5 protein-coding genes and 23 pseudogenes are annotated in these 12,354 nt (G+C 71.1%); 25 read left to right on the forward strand and 3 right to left on the reverse strand.

Annotation, left to right across the window (positions count from 1 at the left end):
* Positions 1-30: 30 nt before the first annotated feature.
* The 17 genes and pseudogenes from UK94_RS42290 to UK94_RS42365 form a co-directional block, all read left to right on the forward strand.
* Positions 31-116 (forward strand): ACT domain-containing protein (locus tag UK94_RS42290; protein WP_235486969.1); only part of this gene is annotated, 86 nt, incomplete at its 3' end.
* Between the two features lies 1 nt (position 117).
* Positions 118-321, forward strand: a pseudogene (ilvN, locus tag UK94_RS42295) (acetolactate synthase small subunit); the annotation flags it as partial.
* A 24-nt stretch (positions 322-345) separates the two neighbouring features.
* Positions 346-555, forward strand: a pseudogene (gene ilvN / locus UK94_RS42305) (acetolactate synthase small subunit); the annotation flags it as partial.
* A 211-nt stretch (positions 556-766) separates the two neighbouring features.
* Positions 767-983: pseudogene (locus UK94_RS42310) on the forward strand (NAD(P)-binding domain-containing protein); the annotation flags it as partial.
* A gap of 1 nt (position 984) precedes the next feature.
* Positions 985-1,717, forward strand: a pseudogene (ilvC, locus tag UK94_RS06920) (ketol-acid reductoisomerase); the annotation flags it as partial.
* Positions 1,718-1,992: 275 nt separating this feature from the next.
* A partial coding sequence (locus UK94_RS42315; RefSeq protein ID WP_268761241.1) for a hydroxyacid dehydrogenase occupies positions 1,993-2,829 on the forward strand: 837 nt, incomplete at its 3' end.
* Position 2,830: 1 nt separating this feature from the next.
* Positions 2,831-3,282, forward strand: a pseudogene (locus tag UK94_RS42320) (phosphoglycerate dehydrogenase); the annotation flags it as partial.
* Between the two features lies 1 nt (position 3,283).
* Positions 3,284-3,450: pseudogene (locus UK94_RS42325) on the forward strand (ACT domain-containing protein); the annotation flags it as partial.
* A 1-nt stretch (position 3,451) separates the two neighbouring features.
* Positions 3,452-3,585 (forward strand): annotated as a pseudogene (locus UK94_RS42330) (hypothetical protein); the annotation flags it as partial.
* A 429-nt stretch (positions 3,586-4,014) separates the two neighbouring features.
* A complete protein-coding gene (locus UK94_RS06930) occupies positions 4,015-4,839 on the forward strand; it encodes a septum formation family protein (RefSeq protein WP_041939770.1) in 825 nt (274 codons plus the stop codon).
* Between the two features lie 307 nt (positions 4,840-5,146).
* Positions 5,147-5,675, forward strand: a pseudogene (locus UK94_RS42335) (2-isopropylmalate synthase); the annotation flags it as partial.
* Position 5,676: 1 nt separating this feature from the next.
* A pseudogene (locus UK94_RS42340) lies at positions 5,677-5,895 on the forward strand (2-isopropylmalate synthase); the annotation flags it as partial.
* A gap of 1 nt (position 5,896) precedes the next feature.
* Positions 5,897-6,141 (forward strand): annotated as a pseudogene (locus UK94_RS42345) (2-isopropylmalate synthase); the annotation flags it as partial.
* Between the two features lies 1 nt (position 6,142).
* Positions 6,143-6,275 (forward strand): annotated as a pseudogene (locus tag UK94_RS42350) (hypothetical protein); the annotation flags it as partial.
* 1 nt (position 6,276) lies between these two features.
* Positions 6,277-6,321: pseudogene (locus tag UK94_RS42355) on the forward strand (hypothetical protein); the annotation flags it as partial.
* A gap of 1 nt (position 6,322) precedes the next feature.
* Positions 6,323-6,578, forward strand: a pseudogene (locus UK94_RS42360) (2-isopropylmalate synthase); the annotation flags it as partial.
* 1 nt (position 6,579) lies between these two features.
* A pseudogene (locus UK94_RS42365) lies at positions 6,580-6,916 on the forward strand (alpha-isopropylmalate synthase regulatory domain-containing protein); the annotation flags it as partial.
* Between the two features lie 93 nt (positions 6,917-7,009).
* On the opposite strand, the gene UK94_RS06940 reads toward UK94_RS42365, so the two are convergent.
* From UK94_RS06940 to UK94_RS42375, 3 genes and pseudogenes are all read right to left on the reverse strand, one after another.
* Complete coding sequence (locus UK94_RS06940) at positions 7,010-7,204, reverse strand: DUF1059 domain-containing protein (RefSeq protein ID WP_041941003.1); 195 nt, start codon at positions 7,202-7,204, stop codon at positions 7,010-7,012.
* A 98-nt stretch (positions 7,205-7,302) separates the two neighbouring features.
* Positions 7,303-7,786 (reverse strand): annotated as a pseudogene (locus UK94_RS42370) (EAL domain-containing protein); the annotation flags it as partial.
* A 1-nt stretch (position 7,787) separates the two neighbouring features.
* A pseudogene (locus tag UK94_RS42375) lies at positions 7,788-8,664 on the reverse strand (EAL domain-containing protein); the annotation flags it as partial.
* A gap of 627 nt (positions 8,665-9,291) precedes the next feature.
* On the opposite strand from UK94_RS42375, the gene UK94_RS42380 reads away from it, so the two are divergent.
* The 8 genes and pseudogenes from UK94_RS42380 to UK94_RS06960 form a co-directional block, all read left to right on the forward strand.
* A partial coding sequence (locus tag UK94_RS42380; RefSeq protein WP_235486839.1) for an isocitrate/isopropylmalate family dehydrogenase occupies positions 9,292-9,865 on the forward strand: 574 nt, incomplete at its 3' end.
* Between the two features lies 1 nt (position 9,866).
* A pseudogene (locus tag UK94_RS42385) lies at positions 9,867-10,320 on the forward strand (isocitrate/isopropylmalate family dehydrogenase); the annotation flags it as partial.
* Between the two features lie 294 nt (positions 10,321-10,614).
* Positions 10,615-10,855 (forward strand): annotated as a pseudogene (locus tag UK94_RS42390) (branched chain amino acid aminotransferase); the annotation flags it as partial.
* A gap of 1 nt (position 10,856) precedes the next feature.
* A pseudogene (locus tag UK94_RS42395) lies at positions 10,857-10,912 on the forward strand (hypothetical protein); the annotation flags it as partial.
* A gap of 1 nt (position 10,913) precedes the next feature.
* Positions 10,914-11,073, forward strand: a pseudogene (locus UK94_RS42400) (branched chain amino acid aminotransferase); the annotation flags it as partial.
* A gap of 1 nt (position 11,074) precedes the next feature.
* Positions 11,075-11,128, forward strand: a pseudogene (locus UK94_RS42405) (hypothetical protein); the annotation flags it as partial.
* A gap of 1 nt (position 11,129) precedes the next feature.
* Positions 11,130-11,541 (forward strand): annotated as a pseudogene (locus UK94_RS42410) (aminotransferase class IV); the annotation flags it as partial.
* A gap of 394 nt (positions 11,542-11,935) precedes the next feature.
* Positions 11,936-12,318: pseudogene (locus UK94_RS06960) on the forward strand (CBS domain-containing protein); the annotation flags it as partial.
* Positions 12,319-12,354 lie beyond the last annotated feature (36 nt).

Genomic DNA, 12,354 nt, shown 5'->3' on the forward strand with positions numbered 1-12,354 from the left:
CCCGACCCCCGACCCCAGGAGCGCGACGTCATGACCCGGCACACCCTGTCCGTGCTGGTGGAGAACAAGCCGGGGGTGCTCGCCCGGGTCTCCGGCCTGTTCTCCCGGCGCGGGTTNAACATCGAGTCGCTCGCCGTCGGCCCGACCGAGCATCCGGACGTCTCCCGGATGACGATCGTCGTCGCGGTCGAGGACCTGCCGCTGGAGCAGGTCACCAAGCAGCTCAACAAGCTCGTCAACGTCCTGAAGATCGTCGAGATGGACACGTCGGTCTCGGTGCAGCGCGAGCTGATGCTGGTCAAGGTCCGCGCCGAGGCGTCCNTCCGATCGCAGGTGCTGGAGACNGTCGCCCTGTTCCGTGCGAAGGTGGTCGACGTCGCCCCGGACGCCGTCACGATCGAGGCGACGGGCACCCGCGACAAGCTGGACGCCCTCATCCGGATGCTGGAACCGTTCGGGATCCGGGAGCTCGTCCAGTCCGGCATGGTGGCGCTCGGCCGCGGCTCGCGTTCGATCACCGATCGCAGCCTGCGCGCCGTCGACCGGTCGGCCTGACCGGTCGCCCCGTTCCACCCGTTCTGCCCGTTCCGCCAGTTCTGCCCGTCCCACTCGTTCCACCCGCTTCACCCGGCCCGGCCGGCCGGGGCGTCCCGGCGCGTCCCGCGGCGATCCTGGTCGGGCCGCGCCCGCACCTCCCATCACTCAACGAGGAGACACCCCCACGATGGTCGAGATCTACTACGACGACGACGCGTCGCTCGACGTNCTGGCCGGCCGCAAGGTCGCCGTCATCGGTTACGGCAGCCAGGGCCACGCGCACGCGCTGAACCTGCGCGACAGCGGCGTCGACGTGCGGGTCGGCCTGCCCGCGGACAGCCGCAGCCGGGCGAAGGCCGCCGAGGAGGGCCTGCGCGTGCTCACCCCGGCGGAGGCGTCCGCCGAGGCCGACATCATCATGCTGCTCACCCCGGACACCACCCACCNCAAGATCTACGCCGACTCCATCGCCCCGCACCTGAGCGAGGGCAAGGCGCTGGCGTTCGGGCACGGGTTCAACATCCGCTACGGGCTCATCGAGCCGCCGGCGGGCGTCGACGTGTTCATGGTGGCGCCGAAGGGCCCCGGCCACCTGGTGCGCCGGGTGTTCGAGGAGGGCAAGGGCGTGCCCGTCCTCGTCGCCGTCGAGAACGACGCCTCCGGCAACGCGCTCGCCGTCGCGCTGGCCTACGCCAAGGGCATCGGCGGCACCCGCGCCGGGGCGCTGCGCACCACCTTCACCGAGGAGACCGAGACCGACCTGTTCGGTGAGCAGGCGGTGCTCTGCGGCGGCGCCAGCGCGCTGGTTCAGGCCGGCTTCGAGACGCTGGTCGAGGCGGGTTACACCCCCGAGGTCGCCTACTTCGAGTGCCTGCACGAGCTCAAGCTCATCGTCGACCTCATGTACGAGGGCGGCATCTCGCAGATGCGCTACTCGATCTCGGACACGGCCGAGTACGGCGACGTCACCCGCGGTCCGCGCGTGGTCACCCCGGCCGTCAAGGCCGAGATGCGCAAGATCCTCGACGAGATCCGGGACGGCACGTTCGCCCGCGAGTGGGTCGCCGAGGACGACAACGGCCGGCCGAACTTCACCAAGCTCGTGGAGGAGGGCAAGCAGCACCCGATCGAGCAGGTCGGCGCCAAGCTGCGCCCGCTGATGTCCTGGATCGCCAAGTAGGTCGCCGGACGCCGGTGCCGGGCGCCGCCGCCGGATGGTGGCGGAGCCCGGCCGCCGAACGGCGAGGACAGTCGGACCACATCGCCGGGATCGCGCATTTCCGTCGGGACCGGTGCGCAAAGCGTTCGGCGGGCGCAGTCCGCGTCGGTAGGCTGGGCCCGCCGCGCCACCCGGCGCAGTCCACACGCTCACCACCGCCAGGCCGACGGCCACGTGATCACACCTCGTTCCGCGCGTCGCCTCCGGCCTGACCAGAGGTTGCTAGGAGAGGTCCTGTGCCCGTCGTACTCGTTGCCGAGGAGCTGTCGCCGGCCGGGCTGGAGGTGCTGTCCGGGGACTTCGAGCTTCGTCACGTCGACGGCGCCGACCGGTCGGCCCTCCTGCCCGCGATCGCCGACGTCGACGCCGTGATCGTTCGTTCCGCCACCAAGATCGACGCGGAGGCGCTCGCGGCGGCGAGCCGGCTCAAGGTCGTCGCCCGGGCCGGCATCGGCCTGGACAACGTCGACGTCGCCGCCGCCACCCAGCGCGGCGTCATGGTCGTCAACGCGCCGACGTCGAACATCGTCAGCGCCGCCGAGCACGCGATCGCGCTGCTGCTCGCCGTCGCCCGCCGGGTCCCGGCGGCCAACCAGTCGCTGCGCGGCGGGGAGTGGAAGCGGTCGAAGTTCTCCGGCGTCGAGCTGGTCGAGAAGACGCTCGGCGTCGTCGGCCTCGGCCGCATCGGCGTCCTCGTCGCGCAGCGGCTCGCCGGCTTCGGCATGAAGGTCATCGCCTACGACCCGTACGTGTCGGTAGCGCGCGCCTCCCAGCTCGGCGTCAGCCTCGTCGACCTGGACGAACTGCTGCAGCGCAGCGACGTGATCACGATCCACCTGCCCAAGACGCCCGAGACGCTCGGCCTGATCGGCGCCGACGAGCTCGCCCGGACCAAGCCCGGCGTCATCATCGTCAACGCCGCCCGCGGCGGGCTCGTCGACGAGGCGGCGCTCGCCGAGTCGATCGCCTCCGGGCATGTCGGCGGCGCCGGCATCGACGTCTTCGTCACCGAGCCGACGACCGCGTCGCCGCTGTTCGGGCTCGACAACGTCGTCGTCACGCCGCATCTCGGCNCCTCCACCCAGGAGGCCCAGGACAAGGCCGGACTCGCCGTCGCCCGCTCGGTGCGTCTCGCGCTGCAGGGCGAGTTCGTGCCGGATGCGGTCAACGTGCAGGCCGGCGGAGTGGTGGCCGAGGACGTTCGCCCTGGCCTGCCGCTCGCCGAGAAGCTGGGGCAGCTGTTCTCGGGCCTCGCCGGCGGGCTCGCCGCCGCCATCACCGTCGAGGTCCGCGGGGAGATCGCGGTCCACGACGTCTCGGTGCTCCAGCTCGCCGCGCTCAAGGGCGTCTTCACCGACGTCATCGAGGAGCAGGTCACCTACGTCAACGCCCCCCTGCTGGCCAAGGAGCGCGGCGTCGAGGTCGCCCTGGAGACCTCCGAGGAGGGCTCCAGGGACTACCGCAACCTGGTGACCGTCCGTGGCGTGCTCGCCGATGGCACCCCGGTGTCGGTCAGTGGGACCCTCNTCGGGTCCCGGCAGGTCGAGAAGATCACCGCCATCGACGGCTTCGAGGTCGACATCCGACCCGAGGCGCACCTGGCCTTCTTCCGCTACGAGGACCGGCCCGGCATCGTCGGCGCGGTCGGCGCCCTGCTCGGCGAGGCGAACATCAACATCGCCAGTGCTCAGGTGNGCCGGATCCAGGCGGGTGGGGAGGCGCTGATGTCGTTGTCGCTGGACGACGCGGTCGCCCCCGACATCCTCGCCGACATCGCGAAGATCATCGGTGCTTCCTACGCGCGCGCGGTCAGCATCCAGGCCGAGTAGCGATCCGGGCCGAGCGGCGCCGGACCGGCTGACCGGCAGTCCGGGCCCNCACGCCGGGATCGGGTGGGTGGCAGTTCGGGCCCGCGCGCCGGGACCGGGTGGGTGGCAGTCCGGGCCCGACCCCCCGGGATCGGGTGGCCGGTCGGTGCCGGTCGGCGCCGGGCTGCCGGGCCGGGTCGGNGGCACCCCGGTGGGGGCGCACCGCGGCGGCAGGCTGGCGGGCCCGCCGACGGTGCCGCGACGGCGCGGCGGTCGACTGCCGTCGGGGCCTCGCGACGCCGCAGGTGGGTCGTCGGCGGCGGCCGGTCGGGGCCGCCCACCGGCCCGGCGCGGCGGTGCCGGCCGCCCGGTTCCCGCCCGGAGGTGCCTGGAGTGATCTTTACGCCGAACAGGCGGCCTCAGCTGGGTGTCGGGTTTACCGTGGCTAGCATGGCGTCGCGGCATCAGGACCCGTTCGAGGGGCTTCGCCTGGATGAGCGATTCGTCCGGGGAGCCCGCTTCCTCGAGCCGTCCGCGGCCGAACGCAGCCGGCAGCACGGCCGGACCGCATCCGGTCGTTGCCAGGTCGTCCCCGCTCCCCGCGGGCTGCCCGGGTTCTTCCACCGGCTCGTGTCGCCGCCGAAGCCGCCGGGACGCTCACGGCAGATCGCCCAGATGGTCACCTTCGTCGCCATCATCGTCGGGATGATCACGATCACGGTGGTGGCCCTGCGGCAGACGGCGACCCGGGGCGGCCCGGGCACCGCCACCCGCCTGGCCGCACCGACCGCGGCACAGGGTGGCGCGGCGAGCGCCGCGGGTGCGAGACCCGCGGTCACCGGCTCTCTGACCGGCCCTCCCGCCGGTTATGCGGTCGCCCCGACGCTGCTGGCCGCCCTGCACCGCGGCGACTGCCTGAACTGGGCGCCCTACCCGGCCGGCGTGTCCGTGCCGATGGTCCCGGTGGTCCCGGTCCGGGTGGGCTGCGACCGGCCGCACATCGACGAGGTCACCCGGCTGGTGAACCTCGCGCCGCTGTTCGGCCGCTGGCCCGGTGCGTCGGCGGTGACCCAGGCGGCGGAGACGCGTTGCGCCGGGGCGCTGCGGGACTTCGCCGGGGCCATCGACGCCACCCCGCACTACATCGTCGGCACGATCTACCCGTCCGAGCCGAGCTGGCAGGATGGTGCGCGCTCGGTCGCCTGTACGGTGCGCACCGACGACCTGCGGGCCCGCACCGGCCCGTTCCGGGTCATCGGTTCGATCGGCGCCTGAGGGCGCGAGCGCGCCGCGCCGCGCCGGCTCACCACCGACCTATCGGGCCGACATCGGGTACTGTTTATCCGCGATGCGTGCGCTGCTCCTCCTTAGCCGCCGCGGCGGGGCCTGATCCAGCTGGCTTCCCCGTCGCGGTGTTCTCGTGCGCCAGCGTCGGGATCCTCGCGGTCATGGTGGCCCGGCGGTCACGCCCAGCCCGGGCGGCCGCCCGTCCGGCGCCGCGGAGGATCTGCCGGCCCCCAAGTCCCCTGTGCGATCGTGAGATCCGGTCGACGTGGGGCTCTTCCGAGGAAGCAGGAGCACGATGACCACGCAGCAGCCGTCCGGCATGCCGATCGAGAAGTACCAGGCGTTCACCCCCGTGTCGCTGCCGGACCGGACCTGGCCCGAGAAGTCGATCGTCCGCGCCCCGCAGTGGTGCAGCGTCGACCTGCGCGACGGCAACCAGGCGCTGATCGACCCGATGACCCCCGCGCGCAAGATGCAGATGTTCGAGCTGCTGGTCGCGATGGGCTACAAGGAGATCGAGGTCGGGTTCCCCGCCGCGAGCCAGACGGACTTCGACTTCATCCGCCAGCTCATCGAGTCCGACCGCATCCCGGATGACGTCACCATCCAGGTGCTGACCCAGGCGCGCGAGGAGCTGATCGAGCGCACCGCAGCCTCCCTGGTGGGGGCCGACCGGGCGCTGATCCACCTGTACAACTCGACGTCCACGCTGCAGCGCCGCGTCGTGTTCGGCCTGGACCGGGCCGGCGTCACCGAGATCGCCGTGCAGGGGGCGCGCTGGTGCGTCCAGTACGCCGAGAAGCTGCTCGAGGGCACCGACGTGCNCTGGCAGTACAGCCCGGAGTCGTTCACCGGTACCGAGCTGGACTACGCCGTCGAGGTGTGCGAGGCGGTCATGGACGTGTGGTCGCCGACGCCGCGGCAACCGGTGGTGCTGAACCTGCCGGCGACGGTCGAGATGTCGACGCCGAACGTCTACGCCGACCAGATCGAGTGGGTCGGGCGGAACCTGACCCGGCGTGACGCGGTGATCCTCTCGCTGCANCCGCACAACGACCGGGGCTGCGCGGTCGCCGCGGCGGAGCTCGGCGTGCTGGCCGGTGCGGACCGGGTCGAGGGCTGCCTGTTCGGCAACGGTGAGCGTACCGGCAACGTCTGCCTGGTCACCCTCGGTCTGAACCTGTTCTCGCAGGGCATCGATCCGATGATCGACTTTTCGGACATCGACGGGGTCCGCCGGGCGGTCGAGTACTGCAACCAGCTGCCCGTGCACCCCCGCCATCCCTACGGNGGCGACCTCGTCTACACCGCCTTCTCCGGTTCGCACCAGGACGCGATCAAGAAGGGCCTGGAGGCGATGGAGCGGACCGGCCAGACCCGGTGGGAGGTGCCCTACCTGCCGATCGACCCCAAGGACGTGGGCCNCACCTACGAGGCCGTCATCCGGGTGAACAGCCAGTCCGGCAAGGGNGGCGTCGCCTACCTGCTGAAGTCGGAGCACTCGCTGGAACTGCCGCGACGGCTGCAGATCGAGTTCTCCGGGGTTGTGCAGCGCCACACCGACACCGAGGGCGGCGAGGTCACCGCGGCGGAACTGTGGCGGATCTTCCGCGGCGAGTACTTCCTCGACGGCGCCGAGACGGCGGGCCCGCTGGAGCTGCTGGGGTCGCGGACGAACGCCGCCTCGGGGGAACGCGACGAGGTCTCGGTCTCGGTGCGGTTCGACGNCGCGGATTCGGTGATCACCGGGGTCGGCAACGGCCCCATCGACGCCTTCGTGGCCGCCCTGGCGACCCGCGGCCTGAGCGTGCGCATCCTCGACTACAACGAGCACGCGCTGGGTTCGGGTGCCGACGCTCGGGCGGCGGCCTACCTCGAGGTCTCCGTCGACGACCGGGTGTACTGGGGGGTCGGTATCGATCCCAACATCGTCACCGCATCGTTGCGGGCCGTGGTGAGCGCCGTCAACCGTGCCTCCCGTGACCGGGCGGCCCTGCCGACCTCCGAGCCGGCGGTCGCGGCGCCGAGGGATGGCGGTCGACCCGCCGCGGCACCGGTGGCCTGAGCCGGACGCGGTGGTCTGGCCGGTGGCCTGTGGCGGCCTCGTGGCTGCCACAGGCCGATCCGCCGGCCGCCGCCGGGTCGGCCACGGCGACGATCAGTCGCGGAGATCCGCCGGTTCGACGTCCCGGACGCTGCGGCGGACCTGATCCAGCATCGCCTCCGGGACGTCGGTCATGCCGTGGTCCACGCGGGCGTGGGTGTCCACGGCACGGACCAGGTCGTCCTCGGCAGACGCGACGATGCGCGTCTCGCACCCGTGAATGATCGCGCCGCAGTAGAATTCCTTCATGGCCGGCCGCCGGANGGTGATCTCCGCGGGCAGGGAATGACCCCCGGCCGCCGGGCTCGGTGACATCAGCGCCTGGGCGGTCCAATATCGGTTCCGTCTCATGTGGACATTTCCGCGAGACGCAGCATCAGACGCTCCATCCGTACCAGGCCGAGGGGTCGACCCATCTCGGTCACGATTATCACCGGGTCGAACCGACTGGCCCGGGCGCGGGTCATGGCGCGCCGCGCCACCTCCGTCACCGACTCCTCCGGACGGGCGAACAGCGTGGTGGGCACCCGGCGGGGTTCGGTACCGCCGCCGGGACCGTTGGACAGATGCAGCGCGACCGGGCGGCACCGGTTGGACACGATGATGGTCGCTCTGGGGGCCTGCTCGTCGTCGGGGCCGGCGGTGGTCGGATCTCCGCGGTTCGCGGCCGCTCGCATGGGGCAGCTCGGGCAGTCCGGCGACTGGGCGCACGAGCCCGAGTCACCCACGCGGATGGTGACCTGTTCCATGAGGCTCTCGATGCTCGCCGCCCGGTTGCTGCGCTCGGAGAGCTGCCGGATGCGCCGGGCCACCCCCGGATCGAGCTGCTGCNAGCCCTCGGACGGGCGACCGAGGAGAAATCCCTGCCCGAGGGGCACCCCGAGCGCGACGAGCATGGCCAGCTCGTCGCCCCGCTCGATGCCCTCCGCGATCACCCAGCCGTTCAGCCGGCTGGCGAAGTTGCCGACGAGCTCGGTCAGGGCGATCTTGACCTGGTCGTCGTCGATGTTGACCACCAGCGAGCGGTCCAGCTTGACGAAGTCCGGTCGGATCCGGGCGAGCTGCCGTAGCCCGGCGTAGCCGGAGCCGACGTCGTCCATGGCGACGAAGGCACCGCGATTGCGCAGCGCGCTCGCGGTGGTGGTCAGACCGGTGGTGGCGTCGAGGTCGACCGCCTCGTTGAGTTCCAGCACGAGCCGGCGCAGGTCCGCGTCCTGCCAGACCTCGGCGACCACGGGCTCGTCCAGCAGGTGCGGCAGGACGTTGACGGCCAGGAAACACCGGTCGGGAAGCCGATCACGGGCCGCGAGCGCGGCCGCGAGAACCCGGGCCTCGAGTTCGGCCGCGTGCCCGAGCCGGTCCGCCGCGGCGAATATGCGGTCGGGGGAGTGCGTCGGATGACTGTGGAAGCGGGCGAGCGCCTCATATCCCGCGATGACCCCGCGTTGCAGATCCACGATCGGCTGGAAGTACAGCGCGGGCTCGGCGGGATCGGCGAGAACCCGGGCCAGGTCGGGGTGGTCGGCCTCGCAGGCGTCCTGTTCCCCACCGGTGAGTCTCGGCGGACTCGCCGCACCCGACGCCTCGGCGCCCGCGGACGCGACCGTGCGTCGGGCGTCGGGCACCTCGCCGGATGTCTCTGCGGAGTCGCCGACATCGGAGCGGCCGCGGGATGGAGATCCCGCGGGAGTCCGCTGTCGAGTAATCATGCGCCGTGCACCCCCTCGCCTCGAAGCACGTCGCACCTGTCCTGTAAGTGAGTTTCTTACCATCTGGCCTCGACGCCGGTCGCGAGTACCGTCCGGAGTTGTGAATCCTGCGGTCTTTTGTGTGACCGGCGGGTGGCGGTCGGATTGCTGGTTGTCGTCTTTCTTGCGTCCGCCCGGCAGGGGCGGCGTGTTCTATGCGGCTGGGCCGTCGATCGTCACCGATCTGTTGTCGACCATGACAATGCACCTCACTTTCTGAGGTATCGGCGCCGCAAGGTCGGAGTGGGTGCTCCGGAGAGCACACATCAATTCGGGAACAACGAACCTGATAGCCCGCGTGCGCCGACCCGACCAGAGTTACGATCGGTAATCGTCAGGCCGCGGTGTGGTGGTCTCGCTGGTCGTCCGGCGATGCCCTGTGGTAGCGGGCNGCCTACCGGCTCATCCCACCGTGTCCGTCCGTCACCGTGCGTCCACCTCGGGTGCTGTCCGAGGACGCCCTCGTCGCGTCGTCCCGCAGTCCTGGTCGGGAAGCTCACCGCGGTGCTTCCGCGGTCCCCGCCGGGCCCCCGGCGCCGGATCGAGTCGAGCCGCTCCGATCCGCCGGTTCCGGCTACAGTCGGGCACATGAGGCTTGCGGTGATCGGCGGTGACGGGATCGGCCCCGAGGTGGTGGCGGAGGGGCTGCGGGTACTGCGGGCCGTGCACCCCAAGGTCGACACGACCGAGTACGACCTGGGCGCCCGGCGTTGGCATCAGACCGGGGAGACGCTGCCCGACGCGGTGCTCGAGGAACTGCGCGGTCACGACGCGATCCTGCTCGGCGCGGTCGGCGATCCGGGTGTTCCCAGCGGCGTGCTCGAGCGCGGCCTGCTGCTGCGCCTGCGCTTCGAGCTCGACCACCACGTCAACCTGCGGCCGGTGCGGCTGTACCCCGGGGTCGCCTCGCCGCTGGCCGGCGATCCGACGATCGACATGATCGTGGTGCGCGAGGGCACCGAGGGCCCGTACGCGGGTGCCGGTGGTGTGCTGCGGCGGGGTACTCCCCACGAGGTCGCCACCGAGGAGAGCCTCAACACCCGCTACGGCGTCGAGCGGGTCGTGCGGGACGCCTTCCGCCGCGCCGCTCGCCGCGAGCGCCGCCATCTCACCCTCGTGCACAAGAACAACGTCCTGACCAAGGCCGGCGACCTGTGGTCGCNCACGGTCGCCGAGGTGGCGCCCGAGTTTCCCGACGTGCGGGTCGACTACCAGCACGTGGACGCGGCCTCGATGTTCTTCGTGACCGATCCGGGACGGTTCGACGTCATCGTCACGGACAACATGTTCGGCGACATCATCACCGACATCGGCGCGGCGATCACCGGTGGCATCGGGCTGGCCGCCAGCGGCAATCTCGACCCCTCCGGCGCCCATCCGAGCATGTTCGAGCCGGTCCATGGCAGCGCGCCCGACATCGCCGGCAAGCAGCTCGCCGACCCGACGGCGACGGTCGCCTCCGTCGCGATGCTGCTCGACCACCTGGGGCACGCCGAGGAGGCGGCACGGGTCGAGGCCGCGGTCGCGGCGTCGCTCGCGGACCGGGTGGGTGCGGGAGCCGCGGCCCTGTCGACCCGAGAGCGCGGCGAGGACCTCGCCGCGCGGGCGGTCGGCTAGCCCGCTCGACCCGGGCCGGCGCGACCTTTGCCGCGCCGGCGTCCAGCCCCGGCGGTGCGACCGCCGGGACCGTGCCGGTCGTGCCGGCCTGCTCGCGCCGGCCTGCTCGCGCCGGCCTGCTCGTGCCGGTCGTCGTCGGTCGTCCTCGCGGCTTTCCCCGCCGCGCGGCGAGGTGGTTATCCTCGACGTGGGAGCCGTAGATCCGGTAGACGGCAGCCGACGGGGCCCACCACGGCGATGATCGGCGAATTCGTCATCCCTGTTCGGTTCGTCGATCCTGGCCTGGAGTGCGCTGTGCCCATCACCCCCACCTCGAAGATCTGGATGAGTGGCGAGCTCGTCGATTGGGACGACGCCCGCATCCACGTGCTCAACCCGACCCTGCACTACGGCTGGGGCGTGTTCGAGGGCATCCGCTGTTACGAGACGGCGGAAGGTCCCGCCGTCTTCCGGCTGTCGGATCACATCGCCCGCCTCTACCGCAGTGCGAAGATCTACGTGATGGAGCCCTCCTTCACCCAGGAGGAGGTGGTGGNGGCCACCAAGGAGACCATCGCTGTCAACGACATCTCCTCCTGCTACATCCGGCCCCNGGTCTACCTCGGCTACGGGGAGATGGGTCTCAACCCGCTGCCCTCGCCCGTCGAGGTGATGATCGCGGTGTGGCCGTGGGGTGCCTACCTCGGCGAGGAGGCCGAGGCGAACGGCGTGCGAGCACAGATCTCCTCCTGGAAGCGGAACGACCCCAACATCNCCCCGCCGGCGGCGAAGGCGTCCGGGCAGTACCTGAACTCGTCCTTGGCGAAGGNCGCGGCAGTGAAGGCGGGTTACGACGAGGCCATTCTGACGAGCCCGAACGGCCATATCGCGGACGGCACCGGGGAAAATGTCTTCATCGTCTCCGGCCGTCAGGTCATCACTCCGCTGCTGACCGACGGGCCGCTGGGCGGCATCACCCGCGCCTCGATCATGCAGATCGCCGCCGACCAGGGCTACGAGGTGGTCGAGCAGCACGTCGTGCGCACCGACCTCTACCTGGCCGACGAGGCGTTCTTCACCGGGACGGCGGCCGAGATCGTGCCGATCGTCTCAGTCGACGACCGGCAGGTCGGGGCGGGCAAGCCCGGCCCGGTGACTCGCGAGCTGCTGGAGATCTTCCACCGGGCCACGCGAGGTGAACTGGATCGCTACCGATCCTGGAACGAGCTGGTCCGCAACTAGGCGGAGCCGCGCTGCGTCGCCCGCCGTCGAGGCACACCGGTGCACGCGGCCGCGGGATGCCTCGGCGGAGTCCACGTGCGGGCTTCCTGGCGACGGTTGGGCCCGTCCTGGCAAGCGGATGGGCCCGCTTTGGCCGCATTAATACCGATTAGCGGAGTGGTCGAGGTCACAACGAGGTCACGGTAATTCCCGTTTCGCTCTGGCCAATGGGCTCCGCGGCGCCTACCGTCGCGAGTAGCGGGTTTCACGAATGCACAAGCGCCGTGCGGGCAGCGCGGAGCCTGTGGACGGCATTACCGCTGCGGACGGCCCCGTCGACGCCGGCGGGTACCGGCGGCCCTGGATGGTATGCCGAGGTTTCGGACGGTATAGCGGGGTTCGGAGGGCATCGTGNGTGTGTCGGAGGGGATGAGCTCCCTTGTTCTCATGATCGGTCCGGGCCACACGCTCCGCCAGGCTGCGCGGCTGATGGCCGCTCGCAAGGTGGGCGCGGCGGTCGTCCACGACGCGGACAGTCAGGGCTACGGAATTCTCACCGAACGGGACATTCTCCGTTCGATCGCGGCGGAACAGGATCCGGATGTCGAGATCGCCGGCGATCACCTCACCCGCGATGTCGTCTTCGCCGATCCAGCCTGGTCGCTCGACGACGCGGCAGCCGCGATGCTGCGCGGAGGATTTCGTCATCTTATCGTCACGTCGGGTGGTGGAGTGGCCGGAATTCTTTCCATGCGCGACGTGGTGCGGTGCTGGAGTGACCAACATATAACGGTATGATGCGTCCGTGACGTACGCCAAGGATGTTCCCGATGC

Source organism: Frankia sp. AvcI1 (assembly GCF_001420875.1).
In the GTDB taxonomy this organism is placed as follows: Bacteria; Actinomycetota; Actinomycetes; order Frankiales; family Frankiaceae; genus Frankia; species Frankia alni.

Coding starts and splice junctions, on each gene's coding strand:
- UK94_RS06930 (WP_041939770.1), top strand. CDS start 4,015: ATGGCGTCGCGGCATCAGGACCCGTTCGAGGGGCTTCGCCTGGATGAG.
- UK94_RS06940 (WP_041941003.1), bottom strand. CDS start 7,204: ATGAAGGAATTCTACTGCGGCGCGATCATTCACGGGTGCGAGACGCGC.